General features: G+C 63.5%; 17 protein-coding genes and 1 tRNA gene. 13 read left to right on the top strand and 5 right to left on the bottom strand.

The features are described 5' to 3' along the window. Window positions 1–10 precede the first annotated feature (10 nt). Window positions 11–364, bottom strand: coding sequence for a rhodanese-like domain-containing protein (locus tag ACN0YJ_RS02795; protein WP_417478632.1), 354 nt, complete (start codon window positions 362–364; stop codon window positions 11–13). A gap of 87 nt (window positions 365–451) precedes the next feature. Here ACN0YJ_RS02795 and ACN0YJ_RS02800 point away from each other — a divergent pair, with 87 nt between their 5' ends. The 4 genes from ACN0YJ_RS02800 to ACN0YJ_RS02815 all read left to right on the top strand — a co-directional run bounded on the left by ACN0YJ_RS02800 (window position 452) and on the right by ACN0YJ_RS02815 (window position 5195). Further along, window positions 452–799, top strand: coding sequence for an ArsR/SmtB family transcription factor (locus tag ACN0YJ_RS02800; RefSeq protein WP_417478631.1), 348 nt, complete (start codon window positions 452–454; stop codon window positions 797–799). Window positions 800–832: 33 nt separating this feature from the next. Then, on the top strand, window positions 833–2122 hold the full coding sequence (locus tag ACN0YJ_RS02805; RefSeq protein ID WP_417488476.1) for an NAD(P)/FAD-dependent oxidoreductase: 1290 nt from the start codon (window positions 833–835) through the stop codon (window positions 2120–2122). Window positions 2123–2249: 127 nt separating this feature from the next. Further along, the gene (fsa, locus tag ACN0YJ_RS02810; protein WP_417478629.1) at window positions 2250–2900 is read left to right on the top strand and encodes a fructose-6-phosphate aldolase; all 651 of its coding nucleotides are present in this window, start codon (window positions 2250–2252) and stop codon (window positions 2898–2900) included. A 171-nt stretch (window positions 2901–3071) separates the two neighbouring features. Then, window positions 3072–5195, top strand: coding sequence for a DEAD/DEAH box helicase (locus ACN0YJ_RS02815; protein ID WP_417495267.1), 2124 nt, complete (start codon window positions 3072–3074; stop codon window positions 5193–5195). A 50-nt stretch (window positions 5196–5245) separates the two neighbouring features. Here ACN0YJ_RS02815 and ACN0YJ_RS02820 read toward each other — a convergent pair whose 3' ends face one another. After that, window positions 5246–6496 carry an MFS transporter gene (locus ACN0YJ_RS02820; RefSeq protein WP_417478627.1) on the bottom strand — a complete coding sequence of 417 codons (1251 nt, stop codon included), beginning with the start codon at window positions 6494–6496 and terminating at the stop codon, window positions 5246–5248. A gap of 272 nt (window positions 6497–6768) precedes the next feature. Here ACN0YJ_RS02820 and moaA point away from each other — a divergent pair, with 272 nt between their 5' ends. The 6 genes from moaA to glp are packed head-to-tail and all read left to right on the top strand — an operon-like array spanning window position 6769 to window position 10712. Beyond that, complete coding sequence (gene moaA / locus ACN0YJ_RS02825) at window positions 6769–7803, top strand: GTP 3',8-cyclase MoaA (RefSeq protein WP_417495268.1); 1035 nt, start codon at window positions 6769–6771, stop codon at window positions 7801–7803. Window positions 7804–7806: 3 nt separating this feature from the next. Further along, the gene (locus ACN0YJ_RS02830; protein ID WP_417495269.1) at window positions 7807–8055 is read left to right on the top strand and encodes a MoaD/ThiS family protein; all 249 of its coding nucleotides are present in this window, start codon (window positions 7807–7809) and stop codon (window positions 8053–8055) included. A gap of 3 nt (window positions 8056–8058) precedes the next feature. Continuing rightward, complete coding sequence (locus ACN0YJ_RS02835) at window positions 8059–8529, top strand: molybdenum cofactor biosynthesis protein MoaE (protein WP_417495270.1); 471 nt, start codon at window positions 8059–8061, stop codon at window positions 8527–8529. After that, complete coding sequence (locus ACN0YJ_RS02840; protein ID WP_417495271.1) at window positions 8526–9041, top strand: molybdenum cofactor synthesis domain-containing protein; 516 nt, start codon at window positions 8526–8528, stop codon at window positions 9039–9041. Before ACN0YJ_RS02835 ends, ACN0YJ_RS02840 begins: the two co-directional genes overlap by 4 nt. Before the next feature lie 2 nt (window positions 9042–9043). Further along, complete coding sequence (gene moaC / locus ACN0YJ_RS02845) at window positions 9044–9526, top strand: cyclic pyranopterin monophosphate synthase MoaC (RefSeq protein WP_417495272.1); 483 nt, start codon at window positions 9044–9046, stop codon at window positions 9524–9526. Continuing rightward, entirely contained in the window at window positions 9519–10712 is a 1194-nt protein-coding gene (gene glp, locus ACN0YJ_RS02850) for a gephyrin-like molybdotransferase Glp (RefSeq protein WP_417495273.1), read from the top strand. Before moaC ends, glp begins: the two co-directional genes overlap by 8 nt. A 10-nt stretch (window positions 10713–10722) precedes the next feature. On the opposite strand, the gene selD is transcribed toward glp, so the two are convergent. Then, window positions 10723–11775, bottom strand: a complete 1053-nt coding sequence (gene selD / locus ACN0YJ_RS02855) for a selenide, water dikinase SelD (protein ID WP_417495274.1) — start codon at window positions 11773–11775, stop codon at window positions 10723–10725. A 51-nt stretch (window positions 11776–11826) separates the two neighbouring features. Here selD and mnmH point away from each other — a divergent pair, with 51 nt between their 5' ends. Continuing rightward, window positions 11827–12906: a tRNA 2-selenouridine(34) synthase MnmH gene (mnmH, locus tag ACN0YJ_RS02860; protein WP_417495275.1), complete on the top strand. Its 1080-nt coding sequence runs from the start codon at window positions 11827–11829 to the stop codon at window positions 12904–12906. 9 nt (window positions 12907–12915) lie between these two features. On the opposite strand, the gene ACN0YJ_RS02865 is transcribed toward mnmH, so the two are convergent. Together ACN0YJ_RS02865 and ACN0YJ_RS02870 are read right to left on the bottom strand one after the other, a co-directional pair. Then, the gene (locus ACN0YJ_RS02865) at window positions 12916–14793 is read right to left on the bottom strand and encodes an acetyl-CoA hydrolase/transferase C-terminal domain-containing protein (protein ID WP_417495276.1); all 1878 of its coding nucleotides are present in this window, start codon (window positions 14791–14793) and stop codon (window positions 12916–12918) included. Between the two features lie 106 nt (window positions 14794–14899). Continuing rightward, window positions 14900–14987 (bottom strand) — tRNA-Ser (locus tag ACN0YJ_RS02870). A 256-nt stretch (window positions 14988–15243) separates the two neighbouring features. On the opposite strand from ACN0YJ_RS02870, the gene ACN0YJ_RS02875 reads away from it, so the two are divergent. After that, window positions 15244–15930, top strand: coding sequence for a 50S ribosomal protein L21 (locus ACN0YJ_RS02875; protein ID WP_417478617.1), 687 nt, complete (start codon window positions 15244–15246; stop codon window positions 15928–15930). Window positions 15931–15932: 2 nt separating this feature from the next. After that, complete coding sequence (gene rpmA / locus ACN0YJ_RS02880; RefSeq protein ID WP_417478616.1) at window positions 15933–16202, top strand: 50S ribosomal protein L27; 270 nt, start codon at window positions 15933–15935, stop codon at window positions 16200–16202. The last annotated feature ends 89 nt before the right edge of the window (window positions 16203–16291 follow it).

Genomic DNA, 16291 nt, shown 5'->3' on the forward strand with positions numbered 1-16291 from the left:
GGAGGCCTCATCAGGCTTGTGGATCGAACATGGCGCCGGTGGCCGGATCAATGGCAATCGTCGAAAGACCCGCCTGCTTCCAGGCCATGAGCCCACCACGCACATGCGTGGAGATCGGGATGCCAGCCGCCTCACAGCGCGCCACTGCATCGGCGGAACGCTTGCCGGAACCGCAATGGAAGATCACCTCACGGGTCTTGTCGAGGGGCAGGGCGGCGGGATCGAAGGTCGAAAGCGGGAAAAGCAGGGCACCATGAATGCGCTCGGAGGCGTATTCGCGCGGCTCGCGGACATCAATCAGTATGGCTTGTTTCGACTGCACCGCTTCAATGGTGGTTTTCGGATCCAGCTCACGCAGGCTCATCGGGGCATCTCCCTGGGGTGAAGAAAACATAATTGACAACTAATGTAGTGAAAGATATTTTAGTGTCAACTAATGTTTGGAAAACCGATGACCGCAAGCCCGACAGCCTCCGCAACCGATGTTCATTTTGCCGACCTCCAGCATCAGGCCGGCGACGCTGCGGCCTTCCTCAAACAACTCGCCAACGAGAAACGACTCCTCATTCTTTGTCGCCTCGCAATGGGTGAGGCGACGGTATCGGAATTGTGCGAAATGGCGGGACTGTCACAGTCGGCGATGTCGCAACACCTCGCCAAGATGCGCAGTGAGGGCCTGGTCTCCGGCCGCAAGGCCGGCCTGCAGGTTCACTATTCGATCGCGGATGAGCGCTGCCACGGCATTCTGAAACATCTCAAGGAAGATTTCTGCATCGCCGCCGACAGCCTGCAAGGCTGATCAGCGACCCTCTCAACCCTGAAGGAGCGTGACATGGCACACATTGTTGTACTGGGAGCTGGACTGGGCGGCGTACCGATGGCCCTCGAGGCCCGCAAACACGCCGGCAAGTCCGATACCGTCACCGTCATCAGCGACAGCGCGACCTTTCACTTCACGCCCTCCAATCCCTGGGTCGCCGTTGACTGGCGCAAGCCCGACCAGATCAAGGTCGAGCTTGAGCCGATGTTGAGCAAGAAGAAGATCGCCTTTATCCATTCCGCCGCAACCGGTTTGCGACCACAGGACAACGCGATCGACCTGGCCAATGGCGAGACCGTCACCTACGATTATCTGGCAATCTGTACCGGTCCCGAGCTCGCCTTCGACGAGATCGAGGGGCTGGGTCCCCATGGCGGCTTCACGCAATCGGTCTGTCATGTCGATCATGCCGCGGCCTCGAAACAGGTCTGGGATGACTTCGTCGCTGATCCGGGCCCGATCGTGGTCGGCGCCGTCCAGGGCGCGTCCTGCTTCGGACCGGCCTATGAATCCGCCATGATCATGGAAACCGATCTGCGCCGCCGCAAGATTCGCGACAAGGTGCCGATGACCTTCGTGACCTCCGAACCCTATATCGGCCATCTCGGGCTGGACGGTGTCGGCGATACCAAGGGCCTGCTCGAGAGCGAGCTGCGCAACCGGCATATCAAATGGATCACCAGCGCCCGCGTCACCAAGGTCGAGGACGGGCTGATGCATGTCGAGCAGGTCGCCGAGGACGGGACCGTCGCCAAGACCCATGAATTGCCCTTCAAATACTCGATGATGCTGCCACCCTTCCGCGGCATTCCCGCGCTTCGCGGCATTGAGGGCCTGGTCAATCCGCGCGGCTTCGTCATCGTCGACAAGACCCAGCGCAACCCGACCTTCCCCAATATCTACGGCATCGGCGTCTGCATCGCGATTCCGCCCGTTGGCAATTACGCGGTCCCTGTCGGCGTACCGAAAACCGGCTTCATGATCGAATCCATGGTCGTGGCAGCGGCCCGCAATATGCGCGCCGTGATGAAAGGCGAAGAGCCCGTCAATGAGGCGACCTGGAATGCCGTCTGCATCGCCGATTTCGGCGATGGCGGCGTCGCCTTCGTGGCCATGCCGCAAATTCCGCCGCGCAATGTCAACTGGGCCGCGGAGGGCAAATGGGTCCACATGGCCAAGGAGGCCTTCGAAAGCTATTTCATCGGCAAGATCCGCAGCGGCACCGGCGAGCCCTTCTATGAAAAGGCCGCCTTCGACATGCTGGGCATCCATAAGGTGAAGCCGCCAACGCCGGCCGAATGAGGTCGTGTGAGGTTTCAGTGACATCACCGGAAGCGCTGGTCTCCAGGCTTGTCGGCTGAAGGCGGTCGGCTAGGCTGACCGCCTCGCCATTTTGCGCGAGACAGTGACGTTCCAGGGTGATGCCGCCATGAAATTCTTTATCGATACTGCCGAAACTGCTGAAATCCGCGAATTGGCGACGACCGGTCTTGTCGACGGCATCACGACAAACCCGTCGCTGATCAAACAGTCCGGCCGGGATTTCATGGAAGTCATCGCCGAGATTTGCGACATCATTCCCGGACCGGTGTCCGCTGAAGTGGTGGCCATGGATGTCGAGGGCATGCTCCGCGAGGGCCGGCGTCTCGCCGGGATTGCCGGCAATGTTACCGTCAAACTGCCACTGACCTGGGACGGGCTGAAAGCCTGCCGCGCCCTGAGTGATGAAGGCATAGCGACCAATGTCACGCTCTGCTTCTCGGCCAATCAGGCCCTGCTGGCCGCCAAGGCCGGCGCGAGTTTCATCTCGCCCTTTATCGGCCGGCTCGACGATCTCGGTGTCGACGGCATGGAGCTGATCCACAAGATCCGCGCGATCTACGATATTTATGGCTTCGAGACGGAAATTCTCGCGGCTTCAATCCGCTCGGCCGCCCATGTCGAGGCCTGCGCCCTGGCGGGTGCGGATGTCGCGACCATTCCGCCGAACGTCCTCAAATCCCTCGCCCGGCACATGTTGACCGACAAGGGCCTGGCCAGCTTCCTCGCCGACTGGGATGCCACCGGCCAGACGATCTGACCGCCACCGCGCTCTGCTGCACTGCAATATAAAAATGTGCATAAGCTTTCCGGTCGTGTTATGGGGGCGCTGACGCGTCACCCGAAAATCGGACCAGTCGGCCAAGTCAGTTAGCTGACATCTTGAGGCATGATCTGGAGCAAACACGCGCCCGGATTGGAAATAGACCTCATGTCACTGAACACCCGCATTGCGCCGGCATTGGCCCGCGCGCTTGAAAAGAAGGGTTTTGCCACCCTCACAGAAGTCCAGGAATCGGTGCTCGCACCGGAAGCCGACGGCGCCGACCTTCTGGTCTCGGCCCAGACCGGCTCTGGCAAGACCGCCGCATTCGGCATGGCCATTGCCCCGACCCTGCTCGGCGAGGCCGAACGCTTCGAACGCGGTGCCGAACCGATGGCGCTTGTCGTCGCCCCAACCCGCGAACTGGCGCTGCAGGTCCAGCGCGAACTGGTCTGGCTCTATGGCGAGACCGGCGCCCGCGTCGTCACCTGCGTTGGCGGCATGGACACGCGTACCGAACGCCGCGCGCTTGAAGCGGGCTGCCACATCGTCGTCGGCACGCCGGGCCGCCTGCGCGACCATATCGAACGCGGCGCGCTCGATCTGTCCTCCCTGCGCGCCGTTGTCCTCGACGAAGCCGATGAAATGCTCGATTTCGGCTTCCGCGAAGACCTCGAATATATCCTCGACGCCGCACCGGCGAGCCGCCGCACCCTGATGTTCTCGGCCACCGTGCCGCGCTCGATTGCCGATATGGCCAAGCGCTATCAGCGCAATGCCGTGCGCATCTCCACGGTCTCGGAACGCGCCCAGCACAGCGATATCGAATACAAGGCGCTCTCGGTGGCGCCCAGCGATCGCGAACACGCCATCATCAACGTCCTGCGTTTCTATGATGCCCCGAGCGCCATCGTCTTTTGCGCCACGCGCGAAGCAGTCAACCGGCTCTCCAGCCGCTTCGGCAATCGCGGCTTTGCCGTTGTCGCCCTGTCCGGAGAACTGAGCCAGAAAGACCGCACCTCGGCCCTGCAGGCGATGCGTGATGGCCGGGCCCGCGTCTGCGTCGCCACCGATGTCGCCGCGCGCGGCATCGATCTGCCCGGCCTCGAACTGGTGATCCATGCCGACCTGCCGACCAATAGCGACACGCTGCTTCACCGCTCCGGCCGCACCGGCCGGGCCGGCCAGAAAGGGACTTGCGTCCTGATCGTGCCACATACCCGCCGCGGCCGTGCCCAGCGCCTGCTGCGCGACGGCAAGATCCAGGCGGAATGGGGCAATGCGCCAAGCCTGGACGATATTACCGCAAAAGACCGCGAGCGCGTCATGACCGACCCGTCGCTGTCGGAGACCTATGACGAGGCTGCCCTCGCCATGGCCCAGGAACTGCTCTCGCGCTATCCGGCCGAACAGATTGCCGCCGCCTTCCTCAATCGCCGCCAGGCCGATATGCCGTCGGCCGAGGAATTGATCGAGAATCCCGGCACCTATTCCAATGAGGGCCCGGGCGCACCGGAAAAGCGCCGCGAGCCGTTTGGCGACAGTGTCTGGTACCGTCTCACCGCGGGCCGCAAACACCGCGCCGAACCGCGCTGGATCCTGCCGCTGATCTGCCGTCTGGGCCATATCACCAAACGCGAGATCGGCGCGATCCAGATCGGCGAGGAAGAAAGCCGTTTCGAAATCCTGGCCTCGGCCTCTGACCGTTTCATGGAAGCGGTGCAGAAAGCCGGCGGTGGCGAAAAGTCGATCCGCATCACCCGTGATGAGGGCGGTGCCGACGCGCCTCTCGACCGTCCCCGCACCCCGCGTCAGCCGGCCGCCTATACCGGCCGCCCGAAACCGGCCCGTGATGGCGAAGGTGGTGGCGATTTCACACCGCGTCCGAAACCCTATGCCGGCAAGTCCGACAAGCCCTACCAGGGCAAGTCGCGGGATGACGCCGCTTTCACCGCACCCTACGCACCGAAGGCCAAGCCGCGCGCCAGCGACGGCGACAAGGCCTACACACCCAAACCCCGTAAGGCCGATGGCGACAAGCCTTTCGCCCCGAAGGGCAAGCCACGCGCTGCCGAGGGCGGCGCGCCGTTCAAGCCACGCAGCAAACCTTTCAGTGCTGACCGCAAGACCGGTGCAAAAGCGGGAACGCCGCGCCCGAGCAAGCCCTGGGATCCGGCAGTCGTCGCCTCGGCCCCGGTCAAGCGCCGTTCGCCAACCGAGAGCCCGGCTCCCGGTGGTCCCGATCACGCGCTGAAGAAGACCAAGAAGAAAGCCAAGCCGTCGGAAGAGTAATCGCGTCAGACCTGCGGGCGATGGCGGATAACCGTCATCGCCCGCCGGGACTATTCTTCGTCCGCCGGTTTCAACTCGTCTGTCCTGGACAAGTCCGGGAATAGCTTGAACCAGCTGGCCGCTGTGATCAGCGCCAGAACGCCGCCCATCAGCACCGCACCGACCGGGCCGAGAAACCGCGCCGCGACACCGGATTCAAACTCGCCCAGCTCGTTCGACGCCGAGATGAACATGAACTCGACCGCCGAGACGCGCCCGCGCATGCTCTGCGGCGTCGAGAGCTGGATGATGGACTGACGGATATAGACCGAGATCATGTCAGCCGCGCCGGTAATCGCCAGCATGGCCATCGACAGGATGATCAGTGTGGAAAGCGCGAACCCGATCATGGCCACCCCGTAAACCGCGATCGCGCCCAGCATCCAGCCGCCGACATGGCGCGTCAGCGGCCGGGTTGCGAGCATGAAGGCGACAATCGCGGCGCCCACTGCCGGCGCTGTCCGCAACAGGCCCAGCCCGACGGTATCGGTGTGAAGGATGTCGCGCGCGAAGACCGGCAGAAGCGCCGTGACACCGCCGAACAGGACCACGACCAGGTCGAGCGAGATCGCCCCGAGCACGATGCGGTTATTGCGCACATAGCGCAGGCCCTCCACGATCAGCGCGCGCCCGTTGACGCCGCGGACATGTTCATGCTGCGGCGTGCGCGCCGTCCAGATCGCATAGGTGCCGATCATGACGAGCACGAAGCTGACCGCATACACCGTCGCCGGACCCGCGATATAGAGCAGGCCGGCAATCGCCGGACCGGTAATCGCCGCAGCCTGGAAACCGAGCGAATTCCACGCAATCGCCTGACGCAATTCATCGCGCGGGATGAGGCGCGCAAACAGGGCGCTTGAGGCGGCCGGCGAAAAGGCGTGCATCACACCCAAAGCCAGCGAGACCGAGAAGATCATCCACAATGCGGTCGGTCCGGCGAAGAAGGGGCTTGCCACCAGTACCAGCGTGCACAGGGCGCGCCCGATATTGGTCAGGACCAGGATCATCTTGCGATCCAGCCGGTCAGCCGCCTGGCCACCGACCAGGGAGAGCAGCAGCACCGGTGCGAATTGCGCCAGGCCCACCATGCCCAGCATCAGCGCTGATTCCTCGACGGAACGGGTCTGGCGCGCAATGTCATAGACCTGCCAGCCAATCGCGACGGCCATCATCTGCCGCGCGGCGGAGATCGACTGACGCATGATCCAGTAGCGCAGGAAGGCATCATGCCGGAATACGGCGATCGATGGCAGCAACACGGTATAATCCCCCCGGAACACCGACGCCCCGACGCGTGGCGCCGTAGCCAATACGACCAGCCATACACAGAGCCGCCTTGAAGCGAAAACCGAAACTGGCCGGGCGCTGCGATAGCTGAAAAAGCCCGCCTCGCATCACAATCACGCCAGTGGCGCATCTGCGCATTCGCTCACCATCACACTTCACGCTAGACTGCGACGACTCGCCGCTTCGCCACAGGGCGATTTTTGATGTTTATCAAGCCGGTAAGTTTGCCGCGACCGAGGTTTTTGTGGACGGTTCGATTTCAAACGCTACCACGACCGCCGCGGGTCAGCGCCCGCTGATCGACCATTTCGGGCGGCATATCACCTATCTGCGCCTCTCGGTGACGGATCGCTGCGATCTGCGCTGCGTCTATTGCATGAAGGCGCGGCCGGATTTTCTGCCAAAATCGGAATTGCTCACGCTCGAGGAATTGACCCAGCTGAGCGATGCCTTCATCCGCCGCGGCGTGACCAAGATCCGCGTCACCGGTGGGGAGCCGCTGGTGCGGCGCGATGTGATGACGCTGATCGAAAACCTCGGGACTCGCCTGGGCAAGACCGGGCTGGAGGAGATCTGCCTCACCACCAATGCGACCCAGCTGCCGCGCTTCGCCAAGGATCTCGTCGCCGCGGGCGTCAAACGCATCAATGTCTCGCTCGACACGCTCGATGAGGCCACCTTCTCACGCCTGACCCGGGGCGGCCGGATTGCCGATACGCTGGCCGGGATTGATGCTGCGGACGCCGCCGGCCTCAAGATCAAGATCAATACCGTCGCCCTCAAGGACGACAATGAGCATTCCCTGCGTGAGCTGATCGCCTGGGCTCATGGCCGCGGCTTTGACCTGACCCTGATCGAGATCATGCCGCTGGGCGAGGTCGATGCGGCGCGGTCCGATCAATTCCTCTCGCTGGCCCAGGTCAAGGCCGATCTCGAACAGGGTTGGACCCTGACTCCGCTGAGCGACAATACCGGCGGGCCGGCGCGCTATCACCGCGTCGAGGAGACCGGTGGCCGGCTCGGCCTGATCACGCCGCTGACCGAAAATTTCTGTGCCGGCTGCAACCGGGTCCGCCTGACCTGCACCGGCCAGCTTTATATGTGCCTGGGCCGCAATGGCCGGCTCGATCTGCGGGCGGCCTTGCGCGAAGGCGGGCTTGAGGCCGTTGACGCCCTGCTCGACGAGGCCATGGCACTGAAGCCACAGGCGCATGATTTCGATGTCTCTGCCGGGGCCGAGGCCGCCGTTGGCCGTACCATGGCCCATACCGGAGGCTGATCCATGGCTCTGACAATCCGCTATTTCGCCGCCCTGCGCGACAGGATGGGGACGGCCGAATCTGTCGTCGACCACATCCCTGGCATTAATGGCGGCGGCCTCGCCGAGTGGCTGATCGCGCGCGATCCGGCGGCAGAGGCGCTCGCCCATCCATCCGTGCGCCTGATCATCAATGACGAGATCGCACCGCGCAGCCAATCCATCCAGGATGGCGACACCATTGCCTTCTGCCCGCCCTTTTCAGGGGGCTAGACAGTGGCAGTTTCAGTGAAGGTCCAGACCGAGAGCTTTGATGCCGGTGCCCTGCTCAATGCGCTGGCGGGCCAGGATTCCAGCTGCGGCGCGGTCGCCAGCTTTACCGGCCAGGTCCGCGGCGGCGATGATCTCGTGGCGCTGGAACTGGAGCATTATCCCGGCGTCACCGAGCAGGCGCTCAGCCGCATCGCCCATGAGGCCGTGCGGCGCTGGTCGCTGGGCGAGGCGGTGATTATTCACCGGGTCGGCAAGATGGGGATTGGCGAGCCGATCGTCTTTGTCGGCGCTTCGGCACCACACCGCCGCGCCGCACTTGAGGCAACCAGCTTCATGATCGATATTCTCAAAACCCAGGCCCCGTTCTGGAAACGCGAACACACCACCTCCGGCTCTAACTGGGTCGAGCCACGTCCCGGCGATAATGAAGCCGCTTCGGCCTGGCTGGCCGGTGAGAAGGAAAACACAGCATGAGCGCCATCCCAGACATGATCGGCTTTGCCGTCATGACCGTTTCCGACAGCCGCGACGCCAAGACCGACAAGACAGGGCCCTGGCTGCGCGAACAGATCAGCGCCGAAGGACATGCGGTCATCGATCACGCTATCGTCGCCGATGAGATCAGCGCCATCCAGGACCAGCTCAAGGCCTGGATCGCCGATCCTGCCATCCATGCGGTCATCGCGACCGGCGGCACAGGCCTGACCGGCCGCGATGTGACGCCGGAAGCGTTCAAGCCGCTCTATGACAAGGAGATGGATGGTTTTTCCGCCGTCTATCACCAGGTCAGTTTCCGCTCGGTCGGCGTCTCGACCATCCAGTCGCGCGCCACGGCAGGGATTGCCGGCGGGACCTATCTGTTCGCCATTCCCGGCTCGATGGGGGGCTGCAAGGATGTCTGGAATCATATTCTCAAGGATGAATTCGACCGCACCCACCGGCCGTGCAATCTGGTCGACCTCCTGCCGCGCCTGACGGAGCGCTGAGGATGAGCGCCAAACTCACGCATCAGGATGATGATGGCCGCATCCGCATGGTCGATGTCGGCGGCAAGGACGAAACCACCCGCCGCGCTGTCGCGACCGGCCGCATCACCATGAGCCAGGCCGCCTTCGAAGCGATCCGCGATGGCCAGGGCCCCAAGGGCGATGCGCTGAAGACGGCGGAACTGGCCGGCATCATGGCGGCCAAGAAAACCTCCGACCTGATCCCCCTCTGCCATCCGCTGCCGATCACCCAGGCCAAGGTCAGCATTCAGGCCAGCGATGACGCGCCGCAATTCATCATCCGCGCCGAGGTCTCCACGCGCGGCCGCACCGGCGTCGAGATGGAGGCGCTGACGGCAGTGTCTGTCACCGCGCTGACGATATATGACATGGCCAAGGCGCTCGATAAATCCATGCGCATTTCCGACATCGTGCTGGATGAGAAGACGGGCGGAAAGTCGGGAGATTATCAACGCAATGACTGACATCATGATCTCCGTCGAGGCTGCCCGTGCCCGCATCGCGGCGGCGCTGCTGCCGATGGATTCCGAGCCGTGCACGCTGATCGATGCGCCCGGCCGCACCCTCGCCGCACCCGTCATCGCCGCGCTGACCCAGCCGCCTTTCGCCGCTTCGGCCATGGATGGCTATGCGGTGCTATCGAGTGATCTCGGCGAGACGCCGAACCGCCTGTCCCTGCAGGGGGAATCGGCGGCAGGCCATGGCTTCGACCTGAATTTGAAACCCGGCCACGCGATCCGGATCTCGACCGGCGCGCCGATGCCGCAAGGCGCCGACCAGGTCGTGATGCAGGAGCGCGCCGTGCGCGACGGCAATCACATCACCCTCGACGACACGCCGCGCCCGGCCTCGAATGTTCGCGCCGCCGGGATTGATTTCAAGGCCGGCGATATCCTGCTGCCGGCCGGCACGCTGTTGAGCCCCGACGCGGTCGCCCTCGCCGCCGGTTCCGGAGGACTCGAACTGACCGTGCACCGCCGTCCGCGCGTCGGCATATTGTCGACCGGCGACGAACTGGTCGAGCCGGGCCAGACGCCGGGACCGCACCAGATTATCAATTCCATCGCCTGGGGGCTGGACGGGCTGGTGCGCCAATGGGGCGGAGAGCCGGTCTATCTCGGCATTGCGCGCGACAGCAAGGCCGATGTCGGCGCCAGGCTGGAGACTGCACGTGGCCTGGATCTGATCGTCACGATTGGCGGCGCCTCGGTCGGTGACCACGACCATCTGCGCCAGGTCTTCAACGCCATGGGGGGCGAGCTGGCCTTCGGCAAGATCGCCGTCAAACCGGGCAAGCCGAGCTGGTTCGGCCGGCTGGGCGAGAGCGCGTTTCTCGGTCTGCCAGGCAATCCGGTCTCATCACTGGTGATGGCGCGGCTCTTGTTGCAGCCAGCCCTGGCAATTTTGTGCGGCCGGCCGGAATCGCTGGAATTTGCCACCGTCATTCTCGGCGAGGATCTGCCAGCCAATGGCATGCGCGAAAACTTCGTCCGTGCCCGCATTGACCGCCAGACCGGTCGCGTTCATCCACTTGGCAATCAGGATTCCTCGGCCCTCTCGGCCCTGGTCCATTCCAATGCGCTGATCCGGCGGGAGGTCGAAGCGCCCGCCGTCCGCGCCGGCGAGACGACGCAAATCCTGCCACTCTGACCGGCCAGGATCAGACCAGCGAAATCCCCGGCTCGCCGGCCTCGATGTGCCCGATCACAGCCGCGGACTCATGACCGTGACGGGCAAACAGGGCCAGCACTTCATCAACACGCTCGGAACAGCAGGATACCAGCAGGCCACCACTAGTCTGGGGGTCACATAACAGGTCACGTTCGGCATCTGGCCAGCTATCTTGCGCCACCACGAAATCCTTGACCGAAGCCCAGACCCGTCCCGATGCTCCGGTCCGCACACCCTCCTGCGCCAGCCGCCGCGCCCCGGCAAAAACCGGCACCGCATCACGCGTCAGCACAGCCGCGACACCACTGCCCTCACACATTTCCCGCAAATGCCCGAGCAGGCCGAAACCGGTGACATCAGTGACCGCATGCACCCCGTCGACACCTGCCAGATCAGTGCCGGGCCGGTTGAGCAATGTGGTCGAGGCGATCATCTCGGCCTGGTCCTCGGGCGAAATAATGCCGCGCTTCATCGCCGCGCTATAGATGCCGATTCCCAGCGGTTTCCCGAGGATGAGGACATCGCCCGGCTTGGCACCGGCATTGGTCAGCATGCGATCGGGATGGACAATCCCCAGCGCCACCAGGCCATAGAAAGGCTCAGCCGCATCAATGGAATGCCCGCCAGCAATCGGTGCACCCGCGGCCTCTGCGACCGAGCGGCCGCCATTGAGAATCGTGCGGATCGTCTCCAGCGGCAGCTTGCCAACCGGCATGCCGACAATCGCCAGGCAGAAAATCGGCCGCGCGCCCATGGCATAGATATCCGACAATGCATTGGTCGCCGCGATCCGGCCGAAATCAAACGGGTCATCGACGATGGGGGTGAAGAAATCCGTCGTCGCGACAATCGCCAGATCATCACCCAGACGGTAGACCGCCGCATCATCGCGTGTCGCCGCGTCGACGATCAGTTCGGCCGGCATGGCGAAGCCCGGTGTGCGCTCGATAATCTGGTTGAGCACGGATGGATCGAGCTTGCAGCCGCAACCGCCGCCGTGCGCCAGACTTGTCAGCAGGGGCGGCGTCGTGAGATCGGTCATGGGAATTCCTGGCAAATGGCATGACTATCGCCATGCCCGGTGGATCGATCCGTGGAGTATACTGCGCCCATGCCCGATTATGCGATGCTCGATGACACGGATGCCGCCAGCCTGGCCGGTTTCGATCTGATCGTCGATGTCCGCTCGCCGGGCGAATATGCTGAGGACCATCTGCCTGGCGCCATTAATCTTCCGGTGTTGAGCGATGAAGAACGCGTTCGCGTCGGCACGATCTACAAACAGGTCTCAACCTTCGATGCCCGCCGCGAAGGCGCGGCGCTGGTGACACGCAATATCGGACATCATCTGGAAACCGCGCTGGCTGGCCTGCCGCGCAAGTCGAAGGTCTTGCTCTATTGCTGGCGCGGCGGCATGCGGTCGCGCTCGATGGCGCTGGTCCTGTCAGCTGTGGGCTGGAAAATCTCGCTGCTGCGCGGCGGCTATCGCACCTGGCGGCGCGAAGTGGTGGCGCAGCTGGAGCATTCCGATGCACGCCTGCCCTTCATCCTGATCGACGGCCAGACCGGCACCGCCAAGACCGCCATCCTGCTTGAGCTCGCTGTCAAAGGGGCCCAGATCCTCGACCTTGAGGGCCTGGCCTGTCATCGCGGCTCGGCCTTCGGTGACTTTGCCGCCATTCCGCAACCGAGCCAGAAGCGCTTCGAGACCCTGATCTGGGAGCAATTGCGCGGCATGGACCAGACCCGCCCGATCTATCTCGAGGCCGAATCCAACATGGTCGGACGGCGCCAATTGCCGGCCCGCATCTGGAGTGCCATGAAGGCCGCGCCACGCATCGCCATCTCGGCACCGGTGCCGGCGCGCGCGCAATATCTGGTCGAGGCCTATCCCGACCTGGTCTCTGATACCGCCAAGCTCAACGCCTCCCTCGACCAGCTCGCCAGCCGCCACGCCAAAACCCTGATCGCTCATTGGCGCGAACTGCATGCCGCCGGTAATTATCGCGAACTGGCGGGTGAGCTGATCACCGCCCATTACGACGCCGCCTATAATCGAGCCCGTACGCATCACGGCGAAGACCCGGTTGTGACCCTGCGCAGCGAGACACTGGATGCGACCGCGATTGGCGAATTGGCCGACGCCATTCTCGCGGCAAAGGTGAAGCCCTGATCCAGGCGGTCAGTCCTGGGCCGCCTCGTGCAGCGCCGCTGCCAGCATCCAGCGATAGAGCCGATCCTCGAAGGATGATGGCCGCTCAAGCCCCATCCGCTCCAGCGCCGCCTGATCAACACCGCCCTGTGCCGACAACCGCGCACCACTCCAGGCAAGACGCAGGACAGAGCCGAGCGAGGCCGAGGCATTCTTCATCCGCTCCAACGCCGGCAGGAGACGCTGCTCGACCGCCGTGAAATCCGTGCCGAAGGGGAAATCGGGCAGATGCCCGGCTGCGCGCGCCGGGGCGAGCGTGGCGCGGATCCGCTCCGGCGTGTTGTTGCGATAACCGGCTGGAATTTCATAGTCAGCGGCGATCTTGCCGGCCTGTTTCGCAGTCGCCAGCAATTCACCTTGAAACCGGCTATCGGCGATATTGATCAGCTCGGCAACGACATCGGCATCGGATTTTCCACGCAGATCGGCAATGCCGTATTCGGTGACGACGATATCGCGGCGATGACGCGGGATTGTATTGTGAGGGTAGGACCAGACGATGTTCGACACCGTCTTGCCGCGCGAGGTCCGCACCGCATTGATGGTGATGATGAATCGCGCCCCGTCCAGGGCGAAGGCCTGTTCGGCAAAGTCGAACTGGCCGCCAACCCCGCTCACCACCTGGCCGTCGCCGGTCGCATCGGAGACCACGGCGCCGAGCAGGGTCACCATCATGGCGCTATTGATGAAGCGCGCATCCGTGCGCGCGCGCCGCCGCTCGTCGACGCCGCCATAGAGCGTATTGGTGAAGCTGACCGGCCGCATTTCGAAGCGCTGGCGCCGGTCTTCCGGCATGGTCCGCAGCGCGGTGTAGAAATCCCGGCATTCCAGGAAGAAGGCCGCATGCAGCACGGCGCCATCAACCTCGCGCTTGAGCACATCGGCTTTTTCCAGCTGCAGGAAACCATCGGTCAGCATTTCGCTGGCGCCGTAGAGGCCAGTTTCGAAGGGTTTGTCCTCGCAGGCCAGAGCCTCGCAATCGCCGGCATGCAGGGCAGCGGAGAGTGGTGCGAACACATGATTCTGCCTCTGACGCAGGATCAGGCCCTGGGCGACGGCATCACCGACCGCACCGATCCCGATCTGCAAGGTCCCGCCATCGGGCACCAGCCGCGCCACCTGCAGGCCGATCGCCTGGTCGGCCAGGCTGACCGGGCGTTTCGGGGCCGAGAACAGCTCGAAATCCGTCGCTTCGCTATCGAGCATGTGCGCGAATTCCTGCGCCTCCACCAAAGCCGATTCGCCGCCCATGAAGGGCATTTGCGAATTGACCTGGCCGACCAGCATGAAATCGGCGCGCCCCTCGGCGCGCGCCTTGAGCAGATCGGGCGTGATGTCGGGATTACTGCCCAGGCTGTAGCGCGGCCCCGCATCTCCTGCCTGCTTTGCCACCAATTGCCCGACGACATTGACACCGCGGTCGAGAATATAGCGCTGGGCATCGGTATAATTGGCGCAGATATAATTCTGTTGTGCCCGCCCGACGCCGCGCCAGCGCCCGGCGAGGAAGAAGAATTCATCGACCCGGATATTGGCCGGCAGCGAACCATCGCGCAGCGCCGCCGCATAGGTCAAAGGCGGATAGGCCCCGAACAACCGCTCCCTCGCCGGTTCAAGAAAGCGCCGCTCCAGCCCGTCGCCGAGCGCCGGGGTTTCCAGCGTCAGTGCCGTAAAGATCGTAAGACTGATGCCGGGATCGGCCATCGCCCGTGCTACCAGCGCATTGACGATGTGATTGGGTTTGCCCAGCCCGAGCGGCAAGGCCAGCACAATCCGGCGTCCGACCGCGGCAATGATCGCATCGGCAATCGAATCGACGCTGTCATGATGCTGTGGCCTGGTTGGCATGGCATGTCCCCAAACAAAGACTTCAGCCAAGCCTAGCGCAGCGCGCAAGTGCACGCCATGCGGCGATTGCTGCACGGCGGCGGGCGATCTTGTGTCGGGAGTTAAATGGCGGAGAGGGAGGGATTCGAACCCCCGGAACCTTGCGGTTCAACGGTTTTCGAGACCGCCCCGATCGACCACTCTGGCACCTCTCCGCGGGGAGGCGCTTTCTGTACCAGCGCGATGACAAAATCAAGAGGCGGAAACCGCCAATGCCAGCAGGTCTGTCGCTGTGCCCGGCGTTGACTCTGCGCGTGGCATGAGTATAACGCCCGCTCCTGTCTGTGCGGTTCTCCGTTCGGGCGGGTATTTGTTGAAACAACGCCCCGGGGATACGGGGTGAAGAAAAAGAGCCACGCCAATACCGGAAAAACCGGTGAGGGACGTTGCTGAACAAAGGAAACCGAGATCATGTTTGCAGTGATCAAGACCGGCGGTAAGCAGTATCGCGTTGCAGCCGGCGACGAAATTCGTATCGAAAAGCTGGAAGGCCAGCCTGGTGACACGCTGTCACTTGGTCCTGTGCTGATGCTGGGCAGTGATGATGGCGTGACCGTCGGCTCCCCCGTCATCGATGGTGCCCAGGTGATCGGTGAATTGCTGGACACCAATCGTGCCCGCAAGATCATCGTCTTCAAGAAGCGCCGCCGCCAGAATTACCGCCGCACCCAGGGTCACCGCCAGTGGGGCACGATCGTGCGCATCGCTGAAATCGTGATGCCGGGCGCCAAGGCCAAAACAGCGCTGAAGACCACGACCGCGGCTCCAGCCGAAGTCGAGGCTCCAAAGGCTGCTCCGAAGGCGAAAGCAGCCCCGAAAGCTGCAGCGCCGAAAAAAGCTGAGGCTGCTGCCAAGCCGGCCGCGCCCAAGAAGGCCGCCGCCAAAAAGGCCGCACCAGCTGCCAATGACGACCTGACCCAGTTGACGGGCGTTGGCCCGGCGCTGGCCAAGACACTGAATGAAGCCGGTGTGACGTCCTTCGCGCAAGTCGCGGCCTGGACGGCGGCCGACATGGAAGCCCTCGGCGTCACCGCCAAGGCAGAGAAAAATGGCTGGATCGAAGCGGCCAAAGCGCTCGCTTCCGGAACGGAGGGCTAACAATGGCTCATAAGAAAGCAGGCGGTTCATCCCGTAACGGTCGCGACTCCGCAGGTCGCCGCCTTGGCGTCAAGAAATACGGTGGCCAGGTGGTCATTCCGGGCAACATCATCATGCGCCAGCGCGGCACCAAGGTGAATCCGGGAGCCAATGTCGGCATGGGCAAGGATCATACCCTCTTTGCACTGACCGAAGGCCGTGTGGTTTTCGCCAAGAAAGCCAACAACAAGGCCTATGTATCGGTTCAGCCGATGGCAGACGCCGCCGAATAAACGGTTCGCACATATCGAGCCGTTCGCTGTTACCAGCGGGGCTCGACAGCGCAATCGCGCATCAGGGGAGACGGGTCACCGTCTCCCTT

Origin of the sequence: Maricaulis sp. (assembly GCF_048270095.1) — a bacterium.
In the GTDB taxonomy this organism is placed as follows: domain Bacteria; phylum Pseudomonadota; class Alphaproteobacteria; order Caulobacterales; family Maricaulaceae; genus Maricaulis.

Excerpts from the sequence above, each read along its gene's own strand:
- ACN0YJ_RS02795 (WP_417478632.1), bottom strand. The coding sequence starts at position 364 with ATGAGCCTGCGTGAGCTGGATCCGAAAACCACCATTGAAGCGGTGCAG.
- moaC (WP_417495272.1), top strand. The coding sequence starts at position 9,044 with ATGAGCGCCAAACTCACGCATCAGGATGATGATGGCCGCATCCGCATG.
- selD (WP_417495274.1), bottom strand. The coding sequence starts at position 11,775 with ATGACCGATCTCACGACGCCGCCCCTGCTGACAAGTCTGGCGCACGGC.
- ACN0YJ_RS02830 (WP_417495269.1), top strand. The coding sequence starts at position 7,807 with ATGGCTCTGACAATCCGCTATTTCGCCGCCCTGCGCGACAGGATGGGG.
- ACN0YJ_RS02805 (WP_417488476.1), top strand. The coding sequence starts at position 833 with ATGGCACACATTGTTGTACTGGGAGCTGGACTGGGCGGCGTACCGATG.
- rpmA (WP_417478616.1), top strand. The coding sequence starts at position 15,933 with ATGGCTCATAAGAAAGCAGGCGGTTCATCCCGTAACGGTCGCGACTCC.
- ACN0YJ_RS02840 (WP_417495271.1), top strand. The coding sequence starts at position 8,526 with ATGAGCGCCATCCCAGACATGATCGGCTTTGCCGTCATGACCGTTTCC.
- glp (WP_417495273.1), top strand. The coding sequence starts at position 9,519 with ATGACTGACATCATGATCTCCGTCGAGGCTGCCCGTGCCCGCATCGCG.
- ACN0YJ_RS02800 (WP_417478631.1), top strand. The coding sequence starts at position 452 with ATGACCGCAAGCCCGACAGCCTCCGCAACCGATGTTCATTTTGCCGAC.
- ACN0YJ_RS02815 (WP_417495267.1), top strand. The coding sequence starts at position 3,072 with ATGTCACTGAACACCCGCATTGCGCCGGCATTGGCCCGCGCGCTTGAA.
- ACN0YJ_RS02865 (WP_417495276.1), bottom strand. The coding sequence starts at position 14,793 with ATGCCAACCAGGCCACAGCATCATGACAGCGTCGATTCGATTGCCGAT.
- ACN0YJ_RS02875 (WP_417478617.1), top strand. The coding sequence starts at position 15,244 with ATGTTTGCAGTGATCAAGACCGGCGGTAAGCAGTATCGCGTTGCAGCC.
- fsa (WP_417478629.1), top strand. The coding sequence starts at position 2,250 with ATGAAATTCTTTATCGATACTGCCGAAACTGCTGAAATCCGCGAATTG.